The organism is Pseudomonas fluorescens, assembly GCF_000802965.1.
GTDB lineage: Bacteria > Pseudomonadota > Gammaproteobacteria > Pseudomonadales > Pseudomonadaceae > Aquipseudomonas > Aquipseudomonas fluorescens_A.
On record NZ_JSAK01000008.1, the window covers coordinates 56,425 to 79,227 of the forward strand.

Annotated in this window: 21 protein-coding genes and 1 tRNA gene; 10 read left to right on the forward strand and 12 right to left on the reverse strand. The window is 57.3% G+C overall.

The genetic code is table 11. From position 1 onward, the window contains the following. Positions 1-110 precede the first annotated feature (110 nt). The 6 genes from NL64_RS06785 (at position 111) to NL64_RS06810 (ending at position 11,752) form a co-directional block, all read left to right on the forward strand. Positions 111-3,857: a bifunctional diguanylate cyclase/phosphodiesterase gene (locus tag NL64_RS06785; protein ID WP_034147386.1), complete on the forward strand. Its 3,747-nt coding sequence runs from the start codon at positions 111-113 to the stop codon at positions 3,855-3,857. 15 nt (positions 3,858-3,872) lie between these two features. Continuing rightward, a tRNA-Ile gene (locus tag NL64_RS06790) sits at positions 3,873-3,949 on the forward strand. 287 nt (positions 3,950-4,236) lie between these two features. Next, positions 4,237-7,713 (forward strand): type I restriction-modification system endonuclease, encoded by a 3,477-nt coding sequence (gene hsdR / locus NL64_RS06795; protein ID WP_034147387.1) that lies wholly within the window; start codon positions 4,237-4,239, stop codon positions 7,711-7,713. Between the two features lie 97 nt (positions 7,714-7,810). Then, on the forward strand, positions 7,811-9,358 hold the full coding sequence (locus NL64_RS06800; RefSeq protein ID WP_034147388.1) for an N-6 DNA methylase: 1,548 nt from the start codon (positions 7,811-7,813) through the stop codon (positions 9,356-9,358). Then, positions 9,351-10,772 (forward strand): restriction endonuclease subunit S, encoded by a 1,422-nt coding sequence (locus NL64_RS06805; protein WP_052321215.1) that lies wholly within the window; start codon positions 9,351-9,353, stop codon positions 10,770-10,772. The genes NL64_RS06800 and NL64_RS06805 overlap by 8 nt, the downstream gene beginning before the upstream one ends. Then, complete coding sequence (locus NL64_RS06810; RefSeq protein ID WP_034147389.1) at positions 10,769-11,752, forward strand: hypothetical protein; 984 nt, start codon at positions 10,769-10,771, stop codon at positions 11,750-11,752. Before NL64_RS06805 ends, NL64_RS06810 begins: the two co-directional genes overlap by 4 nt. A gap of 143 nt (positions 11,753-11,895) precedes the next feature. Here the strand turns inward: NL64_RS06810 and NL64_RS06815 are convergent, their stop codons facing one another. Then, positions 11,896-12,363, reverse strand: coding sequence for a LysR family transcriptional regulator (locus NL64_RS06815; RefSeq protein WP_253277062.1), 468 nt, complete (start codon positions 12,361-12,363; stop codon positions 11,896-11,898). Between the two features lie 49 nt (positions 12,364-12,412). Next, positions 12,413-13,141, reverse strand: coding sequence for a hypothetical protein (locus tag NL64_RS06820; protein WP_034147390.1), 729 nt, complete (start codon positions 13,139-13,141; stop codon positions 12,413-12,415). A gap of 60 nt (positions 13,142-13,201) precedes the next feature. Between NL64_RS06820 and NL64_RS06825 the strand changes: the two genes are divergently transcribed. Next, positions 13,202-13,387, forward strand: a complete 186-nt coding sequence (locus NL64_RS06825; RefSeq protein WP_034147391.1) for a hypothetical protein — start codon at positions 13,202-13,204, stop codon at positions 13,385-13,387. Positions 13,388-13,695: 308 nt separating this feature from the next. Here NL64_RS06825 and NL64_RS06830 read toward each other — a convergent pair whose 3' ends face one another. The 10 genes from NL64_RS06830 to NL64_RS06875 form a co-directional block, all read right to left on the reverse strand. Continuing rightward, entirely contained in the window at positions 13,696-13,947 is a 252-nt protein-coding gene (locus NL64_RS06830; protein WP_034147392.1) for a ribbon-helix-helix protein, CopG family, read from the reverse strand. An 83-nt stretch (positions 13,948-14,030) separates the two neighbouring features. After that, complete coding sequence (locus NL64_RS06835) at positions 14,031-14,852, reverse strand: hypothetical protein (RefSeq protein ID WP_052321216.1); 822 nt, start codon at positions 14,850-14,852, stop codon at positions 14,031-14,033. Continuing rightward, entirely contained in the window at positions 14,849-15,019 is a 171-nt protein-coding gene (locus tag NL64_RS30025) for a hypothetical protein (RefSeq protein ID WP_155292727.1), read from the reverse strand. The genes NL64_RS06835 and NL64_RS30025 overlap by 4 nt, the downstream gene beginning before the upstream one ends. 3 nt (positions 15,020-15,022) lie before the next feature. Beyond that, positions 15,023-15,358 (reverse strand): hypothetical protein, encoded by a 336-nt coding sequence (locus NL64_RS06840; RefSeq protein WP_052321217.1) that lies wholly within the window; start codon positions 15,356-15,358, stop codon positions 15,023-15,025. 1 nt (position 15,359) lies between these two features. Next, positions 15,360-15,632 (reverse strand): helix-turn-helix domain-containing protein, encoded by a 273-nt coding sequence (locus tag NL64_RS06845; RefSeq protein WP_034147393.1) that lies wholly within the window; start codon positions 15,630-15,632, stop codon positions 15,360-15,362. A gap of 112 nt (positions 15,633-15,744) precedes the next feature. Beyond that, complete coding sequence (locus NL64_RS06850; RefSeq protein WP_034147394.1) at positions 15,745-16,389, reverse strand: hypothetical protein; 645 nt, start codon at positions 16,387-16,389, stop codon at positions 15,745-15,747. 91 nt (positions 16,390-16,480) lie between these two features. After that, positions 16,481-17,695, reverse strand: coding sequence for a tyrosine-type recombinase/integrase (locus NL64_RS06855; RefSeq protein ID WP_034147395.1), 1,215 nt, complete (start codon positions 17,693-17,695; stop codon positions 16,481-16,483). Between the two features lie 248 nt (positions 17,696-17,943). Then, a complete protein-coding gene (locus NL64_RS06865; RefSeq protein ID WP_034147396.1) occupies positions 17,944-18,249 on the reverse strand; it encodes an XRE family transcriptional regulator in 306 nt (101 codons plus the stop codon). Continuing rightward, positions 18,242-18,607 carry a type II toxin-antitoxin system RelE/ParE family toxin gene (locus NL64_RS06870; RefSeq protein ID WP_034147397.1) on the reverse strand — a complete coding sequence of 122 codons (366 nt, stop codon included), beginning with the start codon at positions 18,605-18,607 and terminating at the stop codon, positions 18,242-18,244. The genes NL64_RS06865 and NL64_RS06870 overlap by 8 nt, the downstream gene beginning before the upstream one ends. Positions 18,608-18,795: 188 nt before the next feature. Continuing rightward, positions 18,796-19,461 (reverse strand): peptidase M41, encoded by a 666-nt coding sequence (locus NL64_RS06875; protein ID WP_034147398.1) that lies wholly within the window; start codon positions 19,459-19,461, stop codon positions 18,796-18,798. A gap of 154 nt (positions 19,462-19,615) precedes the next feature. Between NL64_RS06875 and NL64_RS06880 the strand changes: the two genes are divergently transcribed. The 3 genes from NL64_RS06880 to NL64_RS06890 all read left to right on the forward strand — a co-directional run bounded on the left by NL64_RS06880 (position 19,616) and on the right by NL64_RS06890 (position 22,796). After that, positions 19,616-20,077 (forward strand): Lrp/AsnC family transcriptional regulator, encoded by a 462-nt coding sequence (locus NL64_RS06880; protein ID WP_007980298.1) that lies wholly within the window; start codon positions 19,616-19,618, stop codon positions 20,075-20,077. Between the two features lie 229 nt (positions 20,078-20,306). Continuing rightward, positions 20,307-21,989 (forward strand): flavin monoamine oxidase family protein, encoded by a 1,683-nt coding sequence (locus NL64_RS06885; RefSeq protein ID WP_034147399.1) that lies wholly within the window; start codon positions 20,307-20,309, stop codon positions 21,987-21,989. Between the two features lie 12 nt (positions 21,990-22,001). Beyond that, complete coding sequence (locus NL64_RS06890; protein WP_034147400.1) at positions 22,002-22,796, forward strand: carbon-nitrogen hydrolase family protein; 795 nt, start codon at positions 22,002-22,004, stop codon at positions 22,794-22,796. Positions 22,797-22,803: the final 7 nt, after the last annotated feature.

Sequence of the window (22,803 nt, forward strand, 5' to 3'; positions counted from 1 at the left end):
CCCAGGCCGGGGGTTTTGCTTTATGCCGATAAAAACCCCCGCGCTGCGCCCCTTCCGCCGATTTGCCCGTCTACACTCGAAGCATTCCCCCGAGCCATAACGAGACCGTTATGCCCAGACTGCCGACCGTGCTTTTTTTGCTGTCGCTGATGACCTGGACCGCAACGGCTGGCGCGCTGACTCTGACCGACGAAGAACGTAGCTGGCTTGCGGCCCACCCGGACTTGCGCCTGGGTGTGGATGCGTCATGGCCACCTTTTGAGTTTCGCGATGATCAGGGCCGCTATCAGGGCCTTGCAGCGGACTATATCGACCAGATTCGCCAACGATTGGCCATCAAGCTCACGCCCATTGAGCCCGTAAACTGGTCGGTCGTGCTGGAGCAGGCCAAACAAGGCAAGCTGGACCTGTTACCCGGCATCATGTCGACCCCGGAACGCCAGAACTATCTGTCGTTCACCCGCCCCTATCTGGACTTCCCGATTGTCATCCTGGCCCATGTCGGCGGCCCTCAGCCACGGAAAATCGAGGATTTATACGGGCTGAAAATCGCCGTGGTGGAAAACTACGCACCCCATGAGCTTTTGCGCACGCACAACCCCGATCTGAATCTGGTAGCAATGCCTAACGTCAGTTCGGCGCTGCAAGCGCTCGCAACCGATGAGGTGGATGCCGTGGTGGGCGATCTCGCTTCCAGCGTGTGGAGCCTGCGCCAGCTCAAGCTCGATGGGCTGTATGTCAGCGGTGAAACCCCCTATCGCTATCAATTGGCTATGGGGGTGCCCCGGGAAAACAAGATGCTCGTTGGCATTCTCGATAAGGTCCTGGCAGACATGAGCCCGGCCGAAATCAGCGCCATTCAAGAACATTGGGTCGGCAATGTCCTCGATCATCGAACATTCTGGTCCGACCTGCTGGTCTACGGCTTGCCGGGACTGCTACTGCTGATCATCGTGCTGGCAGTGGTCATCCGGATCAACCGTCGCCTGAGTTCGGAAATTGCCCGTCGGGTGGATCTGGAACAGGAACTGCGCAGCAGCGAGTATCACTACCGTGGACTGGTGGAGAGCCTGTCGGCCGTCGCTTGGGAAGCGCGGATGAGCGACTTCACTTACAGCTACGTGTCGCCCCACGCTGAGGACCTGCTCGGCTATCCCCTTTCCCACTGGCTGATTCCGGGCTTCTGGCGCAACATCATTCACCCGGCCGACCTCACCCGCGCGCAGAGTTTCTGCGATCACGAAGTGCTGGCCGGACGCGATCACACTCTCGATTACCGAGTCATTACCGCTGATGGGCGCTGCCTGTGGGTGCGCGATATCGTCAGCCTGATCGAGCATGGTCATGAACCGGTGATGCGCGGGCTGATGATCGACATCAGCGAGACCAAGCGCACCGAAGAAGCGCTGCGCCTGTCGGAACAGAAATTTGCCTCGGTATTCCAGCAATGCCCGGACATTCTGGTGATCGCGCGACTTTCGGACGGCTGCCTGCTGGAGGTCAACGAAGCGTTCGAGGAACAGATTGGCCTGCGAGCCGAAGATGTCATCGGCCAGACCGCCACCGTACTCAACATCTGGGGCATTCCCGGCGTGGGGCCGGGCCTGTTGCAGCGGTTGCAGGCCGGCAGCATCCGCAACCTGGAGATGCCCTTTCGCCGCAGCAACGGTCAGGTGTTTACCGGCCTGATCTCGGCTGAACCGTTCGACCTCGACACAACCCCGGCACTGGTGGTCGTAGTGCGCGACATCACGCAACTCAAGGAAACCCAGCAGCAACTGCAAACCTCCGAAGAGAAGTTCGCCAAGGCCTTCCATGCCTCGCCGGACGGCTTGTTGCTGTCGCGGCAGAGTGACGGGTTGCTGTTGGAGGTTAACGAGGGTTTCAGCCGCATTACCGGCTTCAACAGCGCGATGTCGGTGGATCGCTCGGCCCTGGACCTGGGGATCTGGGTCAATCTCAACGAACGCAAACAGATGCTCGATCTGCTGCACCGCGACGGTTTTGTCCGCGACTTCAGTTGCCATATTCGCCGCAGCGACGGACAGATCCGCCTATGCGAGGTGTCCAGCCGTCCGCTGCCGATCGGCGACGAGGACTGCATGCTGACCATTGCCCGGGACATCACCGAGCGCCACATGATGCAGGAAAAACTGCAACAGGCTGCCACCGTGTTCGAGAGCACCGCAGAAGGCGTGCTGATCACCGATACCCAGCAACACATCAGCGCGGTCAACCGTGCGTTCACCGAGATCACCGGCTACAGCGAAAGCGAGGCCTTGGGCCACACGCCGCGCCTGCTTGCCTCGGGTCTGCATGACAGCGCGTTCTACGCGGCCATGTGGCACCAACTGACTGCTGAAGGTCACTGGCAAGGCGAGATTTCCAATCGACGCAAGAACGGCGAGCTGTACCCGAGCTGGCTGACCATCAGCGCCGTGCGCAACCGGGATAAATTCATCACCCACTTCGTGGCCGTGTTCGCTGACATTTCCAGCCTCAAACACGCCCAGGCCAAGCTCGATTATCAGGCACACCACGACCCATTGACCGGCCTGCCAAACCGCACGCTTTTCGAAAGTCGCTTGCAGACAGCGCTCAATATCCAGAGGGAAAACGGCGGCCAGGGCGCGGTGCTGTTCCTCGACCTGGATCGCTTCAAACACATCAATGACAGCCTCGGTCACCCGGTCGGCGACCTGCTGCTCAAGGGCATTGCCGTGCGCCTCAAAGAGCAGCTGCGTGATATCGACACCGTAGCGCGCCTGGGTGGCGATGAGTTCATCATCCTGTTACCGGGCCTGCAGCAACCCAGCGACGCCGACAACATCGCCACCAAGCTGCTCAATTGCTTCACCGCACCGTTCCAGGCCGGTGAACATGAGTTTTTCATCAGCTCCAGTATTGGCACCAGCCTTTATCCACAGGACGGCGGCGACGTCGCCACCCTGATCAAAAACGCCGACGCGGCGATGTACCGCTCCAAAGCCAAGGGTCGCAACCGGGTGGAAAGCTATACCCGGGACCTCACCGCGCAAGCCAGTGAACGTGTAGCGCTGGAACATGAGCTACGACGCGCTATCGAGCGCAATGAATTGCACCTCTACTACCAACCGAAAATCAGCCTTAACGACTATCGCCTGGTGGGCGCCGAAGCATTGATTCGCTGGCGCCATCCGACCCTGGGCGACATTCCACCGGAACGTTTCATCTCCCTGGCCGAAGAAAACGGCATGATTCTGCAAATCGGCGACTGGGTGCTCGAGACCGCCTGCCGGCAAATGCGTGAGTGGAGTTCGACCTACGAGGGCCTCGGCCCGCTGTCCGTCAATCTTGCAGGTGCTCAACTGCGCCAACCCAACCTGCTCGGCCGAATCGAACAATTGCTCAAGGACAACCGCCTCAAACCGGACTTCCTGCAACTGGAAATCACCGAAAACTTCATCATGAGCCAGGCTGAGGAAGCATTGGCGGTGCTGCATCAACTCAAGCAACTGGGCGTACAACTGGCGATCGACGACTTCGGCACCGGCTACTCGTCACTGAGTTACCTCAAGCGTCTGCCGCTGGACATTCTCAAGATCGATCAGTCCTTCGTTCGCGGCCTGCCGGATGACCCCCACGATGCCGCCATCGTTCGCGCCATCATCGCCCTTGGCCGCAGCATGCAATTCACCGTGATCGCCGAAGGCGTGGAGACTCATGCGCAACAGCAATTCCTCGCCGACGAAGGTTGTGAGCAAATCCAGGGCTACATCGTCAGCGTGCCCCTGCCCCCCGACGAATTTGCCGCGACGTTTCTTCGTATAACAGTTTCAGACTTTTCGGATAGCACAGCCGCGAAACCGTCGCTATAATCCGCGGCCTACTGAGGGCCTATAGCTCAGTTGGTTAGAGCAGAGGACTCATAATCCTTTGGTCCACGGTTCAAGTCCGTGTGGGCCCACCATTAAAATCAAGGGGTTGTGTTCGCAACCCTTTTCTCAAAAACCCAGCCGTCAATCACCGGTCAATCACCTCGACCTTGAGCAGCAGCTGTGCCGCACGTCCTTGCATCCCGATTTCTCTCAAAACGCCAGCTAGTATCCCGATTAGCTCCTGCTGAGACGTCTTTGCTTTTCCGGGGAGGAGTACGTTTGGCAACTGGCCATGTGCATATCATTACGGTAACTTTCGTAAAGCTAGGCGTAATTTCATTCATGGCCAGTGGCATAAGGCTTTCGCGAAGGATCGACGATGACCACAAGCAGTAACTTTGCCTTCCTCCAAGAACACGACCCAGTATTGTTTCAGCTCGCCAATACGGCCGAGCACGTGTTCTCCAGCGACCCCAACACCACGCTGATAAAGCTCCGGCAACTGGGAGAAGCGTTGGCACAGGATCTGGCCAGTCGCGCTGGCATCGAATTCGACTCCAACACTACGCAGGCTGACTTGCTCTACAAGATCGGCCGCGATATCCAGCTCGATCGCAACATCGTCAGCCTGTTCCACACTCTGCGCATCGAAGGCAACAAGGCCACCCACGGTTTCCACACGCTCCACCGCGATGCTCTGGATGGCCTCAAGGTGGCACGTGAGCTTTGCGTGTGGTTTCACAAGGCGTTAGGCAAAGCAGGCAGCGCCTTCAAACCAGGCCCCTTCGCTACACCGGCAGACCCCAGTGTTCCGCTGCGCGACCTGCAAAGCCAGATCGAACTACTCAAAGCCCAACTCAACGAATCCAATCAACAACTGGAATCGAACCAGCAACTCACCGAGCTGAAAAAGCGCGAGGCCGAGGAGTATGCCGTTCTTGCCGAGCAGATGGATGCAGAGTCACGTGGCCACAAGCAACTCGCCGAGGCACACGAAGCCGAACTAACCAACTTGCGCGATGAGTTTGAACAGCGCGTCAAAGCACTACAGCAGGAGCTTGCAGCCAAACCGCAGACCACGCAGTTGGTCAAGCACAAGACTCAGCAGGCCAGCAGCAGCTTTGACCTCAACGAGGACCTCACCCGCATCCTGATCGATCAGCAACTGATTGAAGCCGGATGGGAGGCGGATTCGCTGGATCTCAAGTACAGCAAGGGTGCACGTCCAGAGAAGGGCAAGAACAAGGCCATCGCCGAATGGCCTACCAGTAAGCCGGGGGAGGATGCCGATTATGTGCTGTTCGCTGGGCTCACACCCGTGGCCGTGGTCGAAGCCAAACGCAAACGCATCAATATTGCCAATCGCATACCCCAGGCAGAGCGCTACTCCCGCCAATTTGTCCTCGCGGGTGAACATCAAAAAGGCTGGCAGCTTTCGGGTCTGAATCAGCCATGGCTCGATGGTCAAGGCGGGAGCTTCCACATCCCCTTCGCCTTCGCCTGCAACGGCCGGCCCTATATCAAACAACTGGCAGAACAATCGGGCATCTGGTTTCGCGATCTGCGCAGCCCGGCATACCTGCGCCGACCACTGCAGGACTTCCATACTCCGGCCGGCCTGCTCGACTTGCTCAAGCGCAGCCGCGAAGAAGCCGAGGCGCAGCTGCAACAGGAAGGTTTCGCCTATCTCAAGCTACGTGACTATCAGGAAAATGCTATCCGTGCAGTAGAGCAGGCGCTAGCTGACAACCAGCGCGACTGTCTGCTCGCCATGGCCACAGGCACCGGCAAGACACGCACCATCATTGGTCTGATGTATCGTTTCCTTAAAGCCGAACGCTTCAAGCGCATTCTGTTTCTGGTCGACCGTAGCGCTCTTGGCCAACAGGCTATCGACGCGTTCAACGAAGCACCACTGGAGCAGAACCACACCCTGGCGCAGATCTACGACATCAAGGAGCCCGGCGACATGGCCGCCGAAGCGGAAACCCGCATTCAAGTAGCCACAGTACAGGCCATGGTGCGACGCATCTTCCAGTCCGACACGCCTCCACCCATTGATGAGTTTGACTGCATCATCGTCGACGAAGCCCACCGCGGTTACACCCTCGACCAGGAAATGACCGAAGGCGAATTGGCCGTGCGCGATCACGGCCAGTACCTCTCCCAATACCGCCGCGTACTTGATTACTTCGACGCCTGCAAGGTCGGCCTCACCGCCACCCCGGCCAAACACACCAGCGAAATCTTCGGCAAACCGGTATTCACCTACAGCTACCGTGAAGCCGTGGCTGAGGACTGGCTGATCGACCACGAACCGCCCATCCGCTATGAAACCCTGTTGAGCCAGAACGGTATTCATTTCGCCAAGGGCGACAGCGTCAGCGTGATCAACACCCAGACCGGGGAAGTCGATGTAGCCGAGCTGGAAGACGAACTCGACTTCAACATCGAATCCTTCAACCGACGGGTCATCACCCCAGGTTTCGACAAGGTGATCTGTGAGCAGCTGGCTCAGGAGCTGGACCCGCAGGGCGAAGAGAAGACCATGATCTTCTGTGTCAACCAGGCTCATGCAGAGCGAGTCAAAAACCTGCTGGACGACGCCTTTAAGGATCTGCACGGCGACCAGTACAACCAAGCGAGCGTGGAAATCATCACCGGACAGAGTGACAAGGTCGAACAACTCATCCGCCGCTACAAGAACGAACGCACCCCGAACATCGCCATTACTGTCGACCTGCTCACCACTGGCATCGACGTGCCGGCGATCTGCAACTTGGTGTTCATGCGCCGCGTGCGCTCACGCATCCTCTACGAGCAGATGAAAGGCCGCGCGACCCGTCGCTGTGACGACATCGGTAAGACCGTGTTCCGCATCTACGACCCCGTCGATCTCTACGCCAGTCTGGAAGAGGTCGACACCATGAAGCCGTTGGTGAAGAACCCCAACGTAACGCTGGAGCAACTGGTCAGCGAGCTGACCCATGGCAGCAGTTTCGATGCCCCCGGCAACGTGGAAGGCAGCAGTCACGCCCATGACGTGCTCGACCAACTCAGCCAACGTGTCATGCGCATCCTGCGCAAGGCCAGCCACAAGGCTGAAACCAAGCCAACACTGCAGAAAAAACTCAATGAACTGGAGGACGCCTGGGGCGTTGCGCCGGCACAATTGCACAGGCACCTGCAGGACCTCGGCCCGCAGCAAGCTGCCAACTTCGTGCGCCAGCACAGCCACCTGCTTGGCCAACTGGCCGAGGTCAGCGCCCTACTGGGCTCGGAAAACTGTCCGGTGATCGCCACTCACAGCGACGAGCTGATGTTGCGCGAGCAAAACTATGGCAGTAACCAGAAACCGCAGGATTACCTGGAGAGCTTCCACCAGTTCATTCACAACCAGCTCAACCAGTCCGTCGCGCTCGGCGTGGTAGTCAATCGCCCCAAAGACCTCACCCGTGAACAGCTTCGCGAGGTCCGCCTACTGCTGGACCAGAACGGCTACAGCGAGGCGAACCTGAGCAGCGCCTGGCGCAACCAGACCAACCAGGAAATCGCCGCCAGCATCGTCGGCTACATTCGCCAAGCTGCCATCGGCGAAGCACTCCTGCCATTTGAGCAGCGTGTTAACAATGCGATGCAGAAAATCTACGGCCTGCATTCCTGGACGCCAGTGCAGCGCAAATGGCTGGACCGCCTGGCCAAGCAACTGACTCATGAAGTGGTGCTCGACCATGAAGTGCTCAACCGAAACTTTGCCCAGGATGGCGGCGCCAAGCGGCTGGATAAGCTACTCGCTGGCCACCTCAGTCACGTCATCGAAGCGCTGAACGACAACCTTTGGCCGCAGACGGGTTGAGCATCCTCGACGACTGCGGCAGTTATTAGTGCACGGCTGCCACCATTGCGAATGAATTCGCGCCTACACCAGCTCATTCAATTTCTACGAGAACCCCATGACCAACAGCGATATCGTCCAAAAACTCTGGAACCTTTGCGACGTCCTCCGCGACGACGGCATCAACTACAGCGACTACGTCACCGAGCTGGTGCTGCTGCTGTTCATCAAGATGGAATACGAGCAGGTGCAGAACAACGCTGACTTCGCCCACAAGTTGCCCGTCGGTGCCCGCTGGCCCGACCTCGAAGGGAAGTCAGGGCTTACCCTGCTCAACCACTACCGGCAGATGCTGCTGGATTTGGGTAAGAACAGCGACCCGCTGATCGCCGCCATATACGCCGACGCTCAGACCCGACTGAAGGAACCGCGACACCTTGAGCAACTGATCAAGAGTCTCGACGGCATCGACTGGTTCAGCGCCCGTGAAGACGGCCTTGGTGACCTCTACGAAGGCCTTCTGGAAAAGAACGCCAGCGAAACCAAATCTGGCGCCGGCCAATACTTCACCCCGCGCCCGCTGATCGACAGCATCATCCGCTGCATCCGCCCGCAGCCCGGCGAAACCATCCAGGACCCCGCCGCCGGCACCGCCGGCTTCCTGATTGCCGCCGACGCCTACATCAAGAATCACACCGACGACCTCTATACGCTCGATGAGAAGGACCGCCGCTTCCAGCGCAGTCGCGCCTTTGTTGGCGTCGAGTTGGTGCCCGGTACCCGCCGTTTGGCGCTGATGAACACCCTGCTACACGGTATGGAAGGAGATGACGAGGGCGTCGTCCACCTGGGCAACGCCCTCGGCCAGGTGGGCGCGGGCCTGCCCAGGGTCGATGTAATTCTCTCCAATCCACCGTTCGGCACCGCCAAGGGCGGCGGAGGACCGACCCGTGACGACCTTACTTACCGCACCAGCAACAAGCAGCTGGCCTTCCTCCAGCATATCTATCGCGGCCTCAAACCCGGCGGCCGCGCGGCCGTGGTACTGCCCGACAACGTACTGTTCGAAGCCGGCATCGGCACAGACGTGCGCCGCGACCTGTTGGACAAGTGCAATCTGCACACCATCCTGCGCCTACCCACTGGCATCTTCTACGCCCAGGGCGTGAAGACAAACGTGCTGTTCTTCCAGAAAGGCAGCCCTGATAACCCGCAACAGGATGAAGGCTGCACCAAGCGTGTATGGGTCTACGACCTGCGCAGCAATATGCCTAGCTTCGGCAAGCGCACCCCTTTCGGCGCCGCCCATCTCAAGTCATTCGAGGATGCCTACGGGAATGATCCGAATGGGAATAGTCCGCGCGCCGAGAACGTTGAAGGCCTCAGCGAATTCAGCCGCTTCCGCGTATTCACCCGTGATCAGATTCGCGAGCGCGGCGACTCACTGGATATTAGCTGGCTCAAGGACGCCGACAGTCTCGACGCCAACGACCTGCCCGCGCCGGAAGTTCTGGCCGGCGAGGCCATGGCCGAACTGACCGAAGCCCTGCATGAGCTAGAAGAGCTGATGAAGGCGCTGGGCGCCAACGATGAAGTGGCGGCGCAAAAGCAACTGATGGCGGAGGTGATGGGTCTGGCGGTGGCTCAGGAGGTTTGCGATGAGTGAGTTGCCAACAAGTTGGGCCTCAGTCCCACTGGAGCTAATTGGCTCATGGGGCAGCGGCGGTACCCCTCCCAAAGGAAATCAGGCGTACTACGATGGCGGAATACCGTGGGCCGTTATAGGTGATCTGCGCGACGGTCCGTTGACATCAACACGTAACTCCCTAAGCGAGTTAGGACTGGCAAATAGTTCAGCCAAAATTGTCCCAGCGGGGACAATTTTGATTGCCATGTACGGTTCAATCGGGAAATTAGCTATAACCAAGATTGAGTGTTGCACGAATCAAGCAATCGCTTTTTGCTATGAAAATGAAAATATCGCAGACAAAAAATATCTATTTTACGCATTGAAACTGGCGAGACCTGAACTTATTGAATTAGGACAAGGAGCAAGTCAGCAAAACATTAGTCAGACCATTCTTAAGGCTTTTGAAATTCCGTTAGCTCCACGCGCCCAACAAACCCGCATCGCACATAAACTCGATGAGCTACTAGCCCAGGTCGCCCCCCTCAAAGCCCGCATCGATACCATCCCTGCCTTGCTTAAACGCTTCCGCCAATCAGTCCTTGCTGCTGCGGTATCTGGGCAATTGACAGAAGACTGGCGTGAGAAAAACACTACTTGCCCGGATATCGCCCTGAACCCCAAGGCGAAAGACCTTGGCATGAAAGAGCTGGCTGGAGCTGAGGAACTCTTGGGAGAACCATTGCCTTCCTTTTGGAGTAAATACGCCTTGGAACAGCTTGTTGAGCCAGAAAGAGGGATTCCTTACGGAATCGTTCAGACGGGTAACGCTGTCAGTAAAGGGGTTCCTACTGTTAGGTGTGGTGACGTAAAGAATCTATTTATTGATACTTCAGGCCTAAAGGTCGTTTCCCCAGATATCGAGCAAGGCTACAAAAGGACTCGACTTAAAGGTGGCGAGGTATTACTGGCGATTCGTGGCTCCGTGGGGAATGTTGGCGTAGCTCCGGAGTCTTTGCGTGACTGCAATATTAGTCGTGAAGTAGCAATGATTCCGACGCTTCCATCAGTTTTGCCATTCTATCTTGCAAGTCTTCTTCAGAGCCCACTTGGGCAGCGTTTACTGGTCGGCAAAGTCCGTGGTGTGGCGCAAAAAGGTATAAATCTGGCCGATGTGAAGAGGCTGCCAGTCGCCTTGCCACCATACGAGGAACAAATCGAAATCCTCCGCCGCGTCGAACAACTCTTAGCCTACGCCGACCAACTCGAAGCCAAAGTCGCCTCGGCCAAGAGCCGTATCGACAATCTGACCCACAGCATCCTGGTCAAGGCCTTCCGTGGTGAACTGGTACCCCAAGACCCCAACGACGAACCGGCCAGCGTGCTGCTGGAGCGCATTCAAGCCCAACACGCCGCCGCGCCCAAGGCCAAGCGAGGAAGAAAAAGCACATGAAGCGAGTGTTCATCGCCAATTTCGGCCGTGAAAACTACGAGTGGCCCAACTGCCTTCGTCGTTCGACCGTTGCCACCATGAACACCGAAAAGACCCATCGCTTTTGGGCTGCAGGCGACCGTGAAGGCTTTATCGAGACGACACTGAAACATGAGAAAACCGCTCGAGGCATGGTTCCGACACTGGGGGTGGCATCACGCTGGTTCAACTTGATGACCATCATTGCGCAAACATCCGGCGATATCTGGATTCACCGCGAGAAGAATGATCTGTGGTGGACCGAGTCGCTACCTGATGCTCCGGCCTTTGAACTTGGCGAAGACCCCAGCGGCAATCCTCCCAAGCCTGTCTACGTGTGCCATAAGCCCTGCAAACCTTGGGCAAAAGTCAGCTTGAGCGGTAGTCGGTTGGAATGGAGTGCACTGCATCCGAAGGCGTGGGACTTCCTTTCAACCGAAGCTACCCTTCAGCAGCTATCCCCCGATTATGCGGAGTACGCATTGGCGCTTGTCCAGGGGAACGACCTGACCCCATGGCATGAGCGCCGAGAGTGGCGAGAAAAAACGGCCGTGCGTAAAGCGGGACTTGTGAGCTCGTTTAGCAACCTCAAAGTTGCTGCATACCGGATGGCACGCACCGCGTGGGAAACAACACAACAGTCCAACGGCCAAGAAGTAGTCCGTTGGGCCAAGAACAAAGATTTCGGCTTCCCAGACGAAGAAGAACTACAGCTCTACATTGAAGAGCTGTACCACATGCAGGAAGGCCTATGCGCGCTCACGGGCATATCGATGCAGCTGGATCGGGCGCAGGACGATGACGAACAGCTGTGTTCTCTCGACCGAATCGACAGCGATGGCCACTATGCCCCCGGCAACCTGCAGATCGTCTGCCGCTTTGCCAACCGCTGGAAAAGCCACAGCAACAACGCTGACTTCATGCGCTTGATCAGACTGATCAGAAGCACCACCAACCTCTAGGCCTTATGCCGCAAAGGATTGCAATGGACACTTTAACCATTCTGCAACCCATACTCGACGCCCTGAAATGGCTGCTGGCCATGCTGCCGCTGGGTCTGCTCAAATCATCCTAGGCCAAGGGCCATATCGGCGACCTGGTACAACTACCAACGCCTCCCTGAACAGCAGTTCGCCCGTGAAGGGCCGTCGCTGGTGACCAGGGCTAGGTCGATCTGGCCGCGGTCGACCTTTGCCCAGAGGCTTTCGGAGTCTTCGCAGACCAATGTGACCTCGACCTCACTGAAGCGGGTCATGAAGCTGTACAGGGCCGACATCTGGTAGGTCAGGGCATAGTCATCCGGCTCACCCAGAGTAACGCGCCCGGAGACCGCGCGCCCGTGCATCGCATCAACCATCGTCGAGTGGGCTTCGAGCACCTTGAGGGCGTGGCCTAGCAGGTCATACCCGGCAGGGGTCAACGTCAGTTGCTTCGGCTCGCGCTTGAACAGCGGCCGATCGAGGCTGTCTTCCAGCTTCTTCAACTGCATGCTCACCGCGGACTGGGACCGGGCGACCTGACGCGCCGCCGCGGTCATAGATCCGGTATCCACGACTGCCAGTAACGTGCGCAACCAGTCGATCTGTAAATCCCTGGAATGAACCAGCGTCCTGTCACGAATGTCAGCTCGGTGCGGCAGACTGGGCAATGGCTATCCCGCGATAAAAGCGGTTACCGATGGTTAGTTTGTCTTCCCAGATCGACATGCCGATTTCTGCCTGCATCAACCGGGCCGGAAAGCTGCTGAAATCTCTAACCTTGATTGCATACGAGGCAGTCCATGCATTGCCGCTTGCGGGGACGGGAATCGTCCAGTCACTCCCATGAAATGACAGCACGGCACCATCAAACCGAATTGAAATCCTGTCGTCTGGGTCATCCTTGCTGACGTGCCCAGCCAGCGTTTTGAACAGCAGGCGCATCCATGAGCGTTCTACCCAGCAATGTGGGCGGGCTGCATGCGCAGCCTGCTGACGAACCCAAGGGAGCGTCGATTGATGTTGCAACCCCAGAATCACCAACTCTTGTTTCATGCTGGCAACAAGCCTTTCATCGCAAAGCTGGTGTTCAAGCGCCCATGCAATCCAAGCCGCACACTGTTCGGCGGAGTCAACCTGCAGTGGCATTTCGAATTCGATTTGTGCGATGGATCGTGATGTGGCGACCAGTCCGGAAAGATGCCAAGCCTCGCGCATCTGCAGGTTCATCATGCGGGCCGCTGTCAGTTGAAAGCTGCCAAAGTCATATGAAAGGCCAGTTTCTTGCTCGGAGTACACCTTCGGCTCAGACCTGAAGCCCAGCGCCTGCAAGGCTGCATGCGTTGAAACCGGATTGACATCCCGTGCGCTCATCCTTTCGCCCTCAGTTATGCCGGGGTGACGTTGCCCCAAGGGTATCCACGGAGTTGCCCCATGGCGGCGGACGCCAAGAAGTCGGACGTTAAGGCGTCCGCTTCAAACCCTTTGCATAGTCGTTTGGTGAACGATAGCCCAGGGGGAATATTGGAGCTGTCCATCGTTGCAGCCGAGGTCGCGGCCAAGCTTTCGCTGGCACCATTCGAGGAGCTGCTGTGGATCGAGGAAAACGTGGCGACCTGATCGAAAATTCCGTCCTCGCCCCTGGGAGCAGTCAGGCGACCCCATTGCTGCTTTTTCAGTCCCCACTAAAAGCTCAGTACTTACTAGCGGGGGATTTGCCGGCGCCGGTTTTGCCGGCGCCGGTTTTGCCGGCGCCGGATTATCCGTCTGCGGTGGAACTGGGATTTCATTGACGATGTAGGCCAGGCCGGAGAACTTACCGCTATCATTTCGGGCCTGGTCTGCTACCAGGTACCCATGGACAGCTCCAGTAGCTTGGCCCATATACTGGACCCTTCGCGCGCGCGCGCGTACTGCTCAAGAAATCATCAAAGTTCCCACGCTCTAGCGCTGACGAAAATCATCCAACTGTTGCAAATACGCTTAGGAGCTACTGAGGCGCGGTTCTGGAACAGAACCACGTCACGCTCCAGCTTCTCTTCGATAGCCAGACGCACGAACTCTGAACGGTTGGCGCTGGGATAACGGATCAGCCGATCAATCGCGGCCACGGTTTCAATTTCAACTGACACAATCAGCCGGGTCTTGGGTGTTTCCTTGAATATCCTGTTTTTGCTCATGGTTTTTAACCTAATCAGAGATGCTCGGCACGTCGTTTAATCATGTGTTTAGCGATGTGTGGATGTCCTCAGGTATGAGGAGATTAGTTGTGATCACTATCGGGTGGAAAGCACTCAGCCAGCCACTCTTCCACTGTTTGTTCTTGTGGTCGCTTGCGCGATTGGGTAGATACGTTGACTGCCGTGTACCCGTCTGTACTGATTACCGTTTTACCGTGGTTTTCAGTCCCCGTGGTTTGATTCCCTTGGAAACCTTGATTTTGCTGGGCTGGAGCAAAATCCTTGTCCGGCACTTTTGTCCGGCAGTTGTCCGTCGCTTGTCCGGCAGTTGTCCGGCAGTTGTCCGGCTGAAAGGCGTTACGCACCTCAGCAGAAGTGATGGAAAGGGGGCGGAGCGATGCGGTGTTCAGCCGGTTTTTTCGGCCGGCTACCATTTTTGCAGCGAACAGGATGCCCCGCAGGTTACCCAGATAGTCATGGAGCGACGAAAGGCGCTTTGGCGTGGGAAGGCCAGTTGACTGCCAGAAATGGTAGAGATGGCTGCGTTTGCCAATGCGAAAGTGCCCTTTCGGCAGATCAGAGCCTTTTGCCCCTGCCTTGGTAGTACGGTCACGATTCAGCTCCGCGTTGAAGATGGCGTGGGAATCCAGACCATCTACAAACGACGGAAGCTGGATCGCCACACCTGGTGCCTGCTGATGACCAAACTTGCCCGTCGAATAACCGCCATACTCATATGCATCGATACCGAGCGTGACCAGGATTTCGCGCAGAAGAGCTGGTTTATGTTTCTGCAACCACTCTTCAGGAACGTCCTTGTCACCGGACGGGCGGATGACAAGCTGACCAAGCTCGATACTGATTTCATCTCCTCGGCGGAGCAATTTCCCGACGGTAACGGTCATTGGAGCACCAAGGCTTTGGTCAGTTTATCCTCCAGTGCGAACAGACCAGCTACAGCGGCCAGCGTCACCAGCTCGACGGCCAGCGGTTGAAGGTGAATCGAAACAGTTACTTTCAACAGACAAGCCGGGACCGTCACCGCCTCTTGGCAGCGTTGAAAATCCTTCATGGTTTAAACCCCTGACTGAATGGCGTTGCGCTCGTTGCAAGCGGCGATATTGGTGTTGGCCTGGGCACCGAAGTAATAAAGCGCCACACCATGACGGGAGCGAGCGTGATCATCGATCAGCGTGATACGTGGGGTTTTGATGGAGGGCTCTTGCACACACAATGCCTTAACAAGCGCAGCAGGCATCGGAATGCTTTGCGCAATCTGGGTGATGACCGTGCCCGCCAGGGCAGTTTTCAGGCGAGTCAGAACGCGGGCGCTTTGTGCGTTAGGACCGGCATGAGTCAAGGTTTTTTTCTTTGGAACGGCCTGTTGGGCGGCCTTGTTTTCCTCCGTCATTTTAGGCGACCTCGCCGGTATGGCCTGCAGTGCGATCGTCCAGAAACTGCGCCAGATCATTTACGCGATAGCGCACCAGACGGCCAACTTTGACGAAGGGCAGGTTGTAGCGGCCAGTGGAGCGCCACACAGCGAGGGTAGTTTCCTTCACCGTCAGGACACAGGAGGCCTCCGAAGGGCCTACGTGAACAGGCGGATTTTTCGGGTCGTAGCCGAGCTGTGCGGCAATCTCGAGTTTGATCACGGCAATATTGGCGGCATGGCTGGTGGTCATGTGAATAGCTCCGTATTAGCTGGTAATGACGGAGTCAAGGATTACGGTCTGCAGTGGGTAAGGCTGACGTACCCAACCCACCACCCACTCACCCACTCACCCACTCACCCACTCACCCACTACAGTGAGGCTCTGCGAGACGCTTGCGGATCGTTTCCACGCTGTCTGGTAGATCGAGACAGTCCTTTACCAGCTCAGCTAGTTGGCGACGGCTGACCGGATTTTGTCTCCCTCGTTTAATCTCCTCCCCAGCGTCGCGCCAGCGTTGATGCTCTACCGCCCGGGCATCTCGTTCCTCGTGGACCCGCACTGAGAAAACTTGTTGTCGCTCGCGTATGTGGGCCCCAAGAGCCGCGTCGGACTCGTTGAATTTTCTTTTAGGATGGGGAGTAGTCAATGCTGATTGTGTCTTCTGAGCAGCAATCAACTGCTCCAGCGCATCCTCATCGATGGGTATGTCATGTCCAACCCGTGCAGCCCAATCAAAAAACACTTTGAGCTCCCGAGGAGTGAAGGGGAAGGCCAACGCTGGCTCTTTCAGGCGGCCCCTAGGGTGCCGGGTGATTGCAGCCCGCTCCTTCGGTGTCAGATCGATACCTTCTGGGGGCTTTTTGATATATATGCCATCGGCTTTGATTTCAAAGCCGTTGCCAAAGTTTTCGGGGTCAAGGTGGCCCGAGCGGTCCGCTTCGGCAAATTCCATGAACTCGGCATACCCCAGCTCCATGCCTTCCAACTCAATGCTATCCAAATCCATATCGTTCCTTCAGGCGTCCTACAAAAGGCAACCAGCCAGGCGGGCAGAAGGTCCGCTTTCGGCCCGTCGGGCTAGGCTGACCGTAACTTGATCATGCGGGGGCGATGCGCCCCATCGCTGCTGTGATCTTCTCCAATGCCTCGCGCACCGGATCAGTGGCTAAGTGGGCATAGCGGGCAGTGGTCACGGTCGTCGTGTGCCCCAACAGCTTGCCAACCATCGGAAGGCTCACGCCTTGGCCGACCAGCCAGCTTGCCGTGGTATGACGAAGGTCATGAATGTGAAGGTCTGGGATTTCAGGCAGCGCCAACTCAGCAGCAAAGGCCTTGAGCACGGCATGCCAGGTCTTGCGAATTTCACCCATATGACCTGCCTTGGTCGGTGCTGGAAAAACCCAATCCCGGCTCACACCGACACGCTGGCGCAGAATTTCCAGAGCAGGCGGTGGCACCGGTATCGTATGGATCAGCTTGTTCTTGTGATGACTGCTGGGTATCGTCCAAATAGCAGTATCCAGGTCCAACTGGTCCCAGCGCATCGCCTTGACGTTTCCAGAGCGTGCCCCCGTGAACAGGCACAACCTGATCATATCCGCTACGTCCCGGTTGCCCACGGCGTCGATGGCCTTGAACAAAGCCGGCATTTGCGAGGGTTTGATCCACTCTTCTCGCCGAACTTCGTGGTTGTCCTTGAGCGTTGACCAAGGATTACGCAGGTCCAGGCCATGATGCTTGATGGCATGGTTCCACATGGCACGGGCCAGCCGTTTCACGTGGTTCGCTTCTACAGGCCCGCTCGCAACTGTCACGTCGCGAAAAATCTTACCGGCCAGGGTGGAGGTGAGCTCGCTTACTCGACGCTTGGCTCGTTCTTTCAAGTGGCAGTCATACAGCCGCTGATCCTTCCTCCAACTGCGCTTGATCGGCTTGTCAGGGGTCGGCCCGACTGCACGCTCGCTTTTCCAGACACCCCATAGGTCGCCAACGGTCAGCTCTTCTTTTCTGGCAGTGGCAGCGGCGCGAACACTCTCGCCGGCATTCAGGCTCTTGAGCTTCTGCCGGGCTCCGACGCGGGCCTGTTCGACGGTCATGTCGGGAAACGTCCCCAGGCGTATGAATTCGTTATTGCCCTTGCGCCCCATGCCCGCGACGCGACGAATTACATAGAAGGCCTTGGAGCCTGCCGGAGTAACACAAAGGGAAAGCCCTAGGGTTTTTGCGTCCCGATACCAAGCACGCTTATCGGTCGGCTTGATTCCGTCCAAGGCAGTCTTGGTGAAACTGAAGGCGGTTTTTGTCGTGTTCACTGCATGCTTTCCGAACTGGGCTGTCAATCACCGGTCAATCACCGACGGTCGAAAACCGTTAAACTTCGTATAGCAAGATTATGACTAAGACCCAATAAATACAAGACTTTATCGATACTGGTAAAACTGGGTAAAACTAGGAAAAAGAGACTCATAATCCTTTGGTCCACGGTTCAAGTCCGTGTGGGCCCACCAAACAAGAAAGCCGCGCAATGCGCGGCTTTTTCGTGTCTGGAGGTTTTTATCGCTCAGTTGGCAAAGTTCTCGATCTTTACCTGGCCTTCGGGGAAGGTGGCAATGATTTCCAGCTCACCTCCCATGGCGCGGATGTAATTGCGCAGCGTGCTGATGTACATATCGGTTCGGCGCTCCATCTTGGAAATCGCCGCTTGGTTGACATGTAGCGTTTTGGCCAATGTGTCCTGGCTCAGTGCCTGAGCCTGCCGCAGTTCATGCAGCGGCATTTCTGCTCGTAGTTTCTGATGCAACGTGTTTACACGCGCTTGAGACTCAGGAGTACGCCGCTCCACTAAATCAGCAAATTTTTTAGCCATTGTCGTTGCCCTCTTTCTTCAATGCTTCCAAGTGCTCGTCGTACAGACGTTCGGCCAGCGGCACATATTCCTGATACCAACGATCTTGACCGCCTTTGTCACCACCGATCAGCAAGATCGCGCAGCGTCGCGGATCAAAGGCATACAGCACACGGTAAGGCCTGCCTGCGTGTTGCACTCGCAATTCACGGAGGTTGCCATGTCGAGCCCCCTTGATATCGCTGGTATGCGGAAAACCCAAGTGCGGTCCGTCATCGCTCAGCAGCATAACCGTGGCCTGGACTGAGTCCTGCTCAGCATCGTTGAGGCGATCCCACCAGGCCTCAAACTCATCGGTATATTCAACGTCCCACTTCATACAAATATGCCACCAAGGGAATATAACCTCAAAGGAATAAATGTATGAGCTTCAATGGCCGTCCGACCAGCCTGATTTGATTGGCAATTGTTAGCGTGAATTTCTGAAGCGTTTTTTGTGAATTCAACGGCGGCGTCGAGAAACTAGCGAAGAATTGGAAGGGGAATGAACCCGGAAAATTCGGGGTTTCAACATTCAAGGCGTGGCTTAAGCCCAACACTCATTGCGGGAATGGCCTGCACTGGACTCAACCGCTCCAGCATTTCACGCGTGAAAACGACCTCATATGTATCCGCCGCTCTTCCCCATTGCTCAACGAGCAGCATGCCGTCGACCAGCGTCGCAGCCAATTCGGCAATCGTTTCGGCCTGATCTTCTATGATTTTTTGCGTCCGAATCCACACGCCATCCGTCATCGCTTTTAGCTGCGAAGCTATGCACTCAGACGACGCCGGGTCAGTATCGGGGTAGATGACATTGCGCAGCAGATGCTGAAGCTCCCTGACTTTTGCGTAATCCTGTTCGGCCCCCTGCTCACCTTTGAGGATGGCTGTGGCTTTCGGCTTGTCGACGCGTTTTGCGGCTGAAGGTTTTGAAGGGAGTGTCTGAGCCATTGCGCCCGCAAGGAGCACCATGATCCGGGCTTCCAGATGCTCCTTCATGACTTCCATCGATGAAATTGGACGCACCAGCGTAATGCAAGCCCCTCCCTGGTGGCGCAGATCCATGGTCACCGTCAGGGTCACGCCGCCCGTGGCAAAGCCCAGCGCGCGGGCCACGACGTAGTGGCCCATTTCGTGATGGGCGATTTGCAATGCGCGTTCGCGTACTGCGGCCGGTAGCTTTGTTGTCATGTCCTTCGCCTCGCGCCCTCGACTGCCTCAATCCTAGCCGATTTCCACACACGCTTTTACGCCCAACGAAAAGCCTCAGCCCTCACTCGCGAGCGTCGTGCAGAAACTGCCTGTAACATGCTTGCGCATCGATCCATGCCCTGGAGACACCGCTTTGCCAGACACCCGCCCGCCCGTTCTTGATGAAATCGACCGCCAGTTGATTGCGGCCCTGCAGATCAACGCCCGGGAAAGCGTGGCCATGCTCGCCCGCCAATTGGGCATCGCCCGTACCACCGTCACTTCGCGCCTGGCACGGTTGGAAAAAGCCAAGGTGATTACCGGTTACGGCGTTCGACTGGGCCAGCGCGTGGTGGACGGTGGGTTGCAGGCATATGTGGGGATTACCGTGCAGCCGCGCTCCGGCAAAGAAGTGCTGCGACGGTTGAGCGCCATGGCTCAGGTGCAGCAGTTGTGTGCGGTGAGTGGCGAATTTGATTATGTGGCGTGGTTGCGCACGGACTCGCCGGAGCAGCTGGATCAACTGCTGGATCAGATTGGCAGCGTGGATGGGGTGGAGAAGACGACGACGTCGATCATCTTGAGTAGCAAGATTGATCGGGGGCAGCCGGTTTGATTGTTTGGCGCTGTTTTTGGTTGTCTGGGCTGACGCCGTCGCGAGCAAGCTTGCTCCTACAGAAGCCTCAATTGTCATATTGATTAGTACGCTCGTCATACCGATCAATTAATTAGCAAAACGACGACACTTTGCGTCTTATTAACGTGTTCTACGCTCTCTAGAATGGCTGGCATCTTTTCCTATACTCAGACGCGCACCCCGCGTCCGGTCGCCAGCAAGGTCAGCCATGAACAAGAACAATCGCCATCCTGCAGACGGTAAGAAACCAGTCACCATTTTTGGCCCGGACTTTCCTTTCGCCTTCGACGACTGGATCGAACACCCGGCGGGTCTGGGCAGTATTCCCGAGCACAATCACGGTGCCGAAGTAGCGATTGTCGGCGCGGGTATCGCCGGGTTGGTGGCGGCCTATGAGCTGATGAAGCTGGGCCTGAAGCCAGTCGTCTACGAAGCCTCGAAAATGGGCGGCCGTCTGCGTTCGCAAGCATTCAACGGGACGGATGGTATCGTCGCCGAGCTGGGCGGCATGCGTTTCCCGGTGTCGTCCACTGCGTTCTACCACTACGTCGACAAACTCGGTCTTGAGACCAAACCCTTCCCCAACCCGCTGACACCGGCCTCCGGCAGCACCGTGATCGATCTGGAAGGCAAGACCCATTACGCACAGAAACTGGCGGATCTTCCTGCACTGTTTCAGGAAGTCGCCGACGCCTGGGCTGACGCCCTGGAAGCTGGATCGCAGTTCTCTGACATCCAGCAAGCCATCCGCGACCGCGATGTGCCGCGCCTCAAAGAGCTGTGGAACACCCTCGTGCCCCTGTGGGACGACCGCACCTTCTACGACTTCGTCGCCACCTCCAAAGCCTTCGCCAAACTGTCGTTCCATCACCGCGAAGTGTTCGGCCAGGTCGGTTTTGGCACCGGCGGCTGGGACTCGGACTTCCCCAACTCGATGCTGGAAATCTTCCGCGTGGTGATGACCAACTGCGACGATCACCAGCACCTGGTGGTCGGTGGTGTAGAGCAAGTGCCACAAGGTATCTGGCGTCATGTGCCGGAGCGTTGTGTGCATTGGCCCAAAGGCACCAGCCTCAAATCCCTGCACCGGGGCGCTCCGCGTTCTGGCGTGAAAAAAATCGCCCACGCCGCCGATGGCCGTTTTGCAGTCACCGACAACAATGGCGACACCCGCGAGTACGCCGCGGTGCTGACCACTTGCCAGAGCTGGCTGCTGACCACCCAGATCGAATGCGACGAAACCCTGTTCTCGCAAAAGATGTGGATGGCCCTGGACCGCACCCGCTACATGCAATCGTCGAAAACCTTCGTGATGGTCGACCGCCCGTTCTGGAAAGACAAAGACCCGGAAACCGGCCGCGACCTGATGAGCATGACCCTCACCGATCGCCTGACCCGTGGAACTTACCTGTTCGACAACGGCGACGACAAACCGGGCGTGATTTGCCTGTCGTACTCGTGGATGAGCGACGCGCTGAAAATGCTCCCGCATCCAGTGGAAAAACGCGTGAAACTGGCGCTGGATGCACTGAAAAAGATCTACCCGAAAGTCGACATCGCCGCGCGCATCATCGGCGATCCGATTACCGTGTCGTGGGAAGCTGACCCGCATTTTCTCGGGGCTTTCAAAGGCGCCCTGCCCGGCCACTACCGCTACAACCAGCGCATGTACGCGCACTTCATGCAGGACGACATGCCGGCCGAACAGCGCGGTATCTTCATCGCCGGTGACGACGTTTCGTGGACACCGGCCTGGGTCGAAGGCGCGGTTCAGACTTCGCTCAACGCGGTGTGGGGCATCATGAAACACTTCGGCGGTGCAACTCACGCCGAGAATCCGGGTCCAGGTGATGTGTTCAACGAGATCGGACCGATCGCCCTGCCCGAGTAAGAGGAATCCGAAATGCGCGTAGCCCTTTACCAATGTCCACCGTTGCCTTTGGATGTCGCTGGCAATCTGCAACGCCTGCATCAGCTTGCACTGGAAGCCAAAGGTGCCGATTTGCTGGTGCTGCCGGAGATGTTCCTGACTGGCTACAACATCGGTGTCGATGCCGTCAGCGTGCTGGCGGAGGTGTACAACGGTGAGTCGGCGCAACAGATCGCGCGCATTGCCAAGTCTGCCGGGATCGCCATTTTGTATGGTTATCCCGAGCGCACCGAGGACGGGCAGATCTACAACGCCGTGCAGTTGATCGACGCCAATGGTGAGCGCCTGTGCAACTACCGCAAGACGCACCTGTTTGGCGACCTTGACCGTTCGATGTTCAGCCCCGGTACCAACGAATTTCCGGTCGTGGAGCTCAACGGCTGGAAACTCGGTTTCCTGGTCTGCTACGACCTGGAGTTCCCGGAGAACGCCCGGCGCCTGGCACTCGACGGCGCCGAACTGATCCTGGTGCCGACGGCCAACATGATCCCGTTTGACTTCATCGCCGACGTCACCGTCCGCGCCCGGGCCTATGAGAACCAGTGCTACGTGGCCTACGCCAACTACTGCGGGAACGAAGGCGATATCCACTACTGCGGCCAGAGCAGCATCGCCGCACCGGATGGCAGCCGTATCGCCCAGGCTGGCCTGGATGAAGCGCTGATCGTCGGTGAACTGGATCGCCAGCTAATGCTCGACTCCCGCGCCGCCAATCGCTACCTGATCGATCGTCGTCCAGAGCTTTACGGCGCGCTGAACAAGCGCTAATCCGCTA

Coding starts and splice junctions, on each gene's coding strand:
- NL64_RS06785 (WP_034147386.1), top strand. CDS start 111: ATGCCCAGACTGCCGACCGTGCTTTTTTTGCTGTCGCTGATGACCTGG.
- hsdR (WP_034147387.1), top strand. CDS start 4,237: ATGACCACAAGCAGTAACTTTGCCTTCCTCCAAGAACACGACCCAGTA.
- NL64_RS06800 (WP_034147388.1), top strand. CDS start 7,811: ATGACCAACAGCGATATCGTCCAAAAACTCTGGAACCTTTGCGACGTC.
- NL64_RS06805 (WP_052321215.1), top strand. CDS start 9,351: ATGAGTGAGTTGCCAACAAGTTGGGCCTCAGTCCCACTGGAGCTAATT.
- NL64_RS06810 (WP_034147389.1), top strand. CDS start 10,769: ATGAAGCGAGTGTTCATCGCCAATTTCGGCCGTGAAAACTACGAGTGG.
- NL64_RS06820 (WP_034147390.1), bottom strand. CDS start 13,141: ATGAGCGCACGGGATGTCAATCCGGTTTCAACGCATGCAGCCTTGCAG.
- NL64_RS06825 (WP_034147391.1), top strand. CDS start 13,202: ATGGCGGCGGACGCCAAGAAGTCGGACGTTAAGGCGTCCGCTTCAAAC.
- NL64_RS06830 (WP_034147392.1), bottom strand. CDS start 13,947: ATGAGCAAAAACAGGATATTCAAGGAAACACCCAAGACCCGGCTGATT.
- NL64_RS06835 (WP_052321216.1), bottom strand. CDS start 14,852: ATGACCGTTACCGTCGGGAAATTGCTCCGCCGAGGAGATGAAATCAGT.
- NL64_RS30025 (WP_155292727.1), bottom strand. CDS start 15,019: ATGAAGGATTTTCAACGCTGCCAAGAGGCGGTGACGGTCCCGGCTTGT.
- NL64_RS06840 (WP_052321217.1), bottom strand. CDS start 15,358: ATGACGGAGGAAAACAAGGCCGCCCAACAGGCCGTTCCAAAGAAAAAA.
- NL64_RS06845 (WP_034147393.1), bottom strand. CDS start 15,632: ATGACCACCAGCCATGCCGCCAATATTGCCGTGATCAAACTCGAGATT.
- NL64_RS06850 (WP_034147394.1), bottom strand. CDS start 16,389: ATGGATTTGGATAGCATTGAGTTGGAAGGCATGGAGCTGGGGTATGCC.
- NL64_RS06865 (WP_034147396.1), bottom strand. CDS start 18,249: ATGGCTAAAAAATTTGCTGATTTAGTGGAGCGGCGTACTCCTGAGTCT.
- NL64_RS06870 (WP_034147397.1), bottom strand. CDS start 18,607: ATGAAGTGGGACGTTGAATATACCGATGAGTTTGAGGCCTGGTGGGAT.
- NL64_RS06875 (WP_034147398.1), bottom strand. CDS start 19,461: ATGACAACAAAGCTACCGGCCGCAGTACGCGAACGCGCATTGCAAATC.
- NL64_RS06885 (WP_034147399.1), top strand. CDS start 20,307: ATGAACAAGAACAATCGCCATCCTGCAGACGGTAAGAAACCAGTCACC.
- NL64_RS06890 (WP_034147400.1), top strand. CDS start 22,002: ATGCGCGTAGCCCTTTACCAATGTCCACCGTTGCCTTTGGATGTCGCT.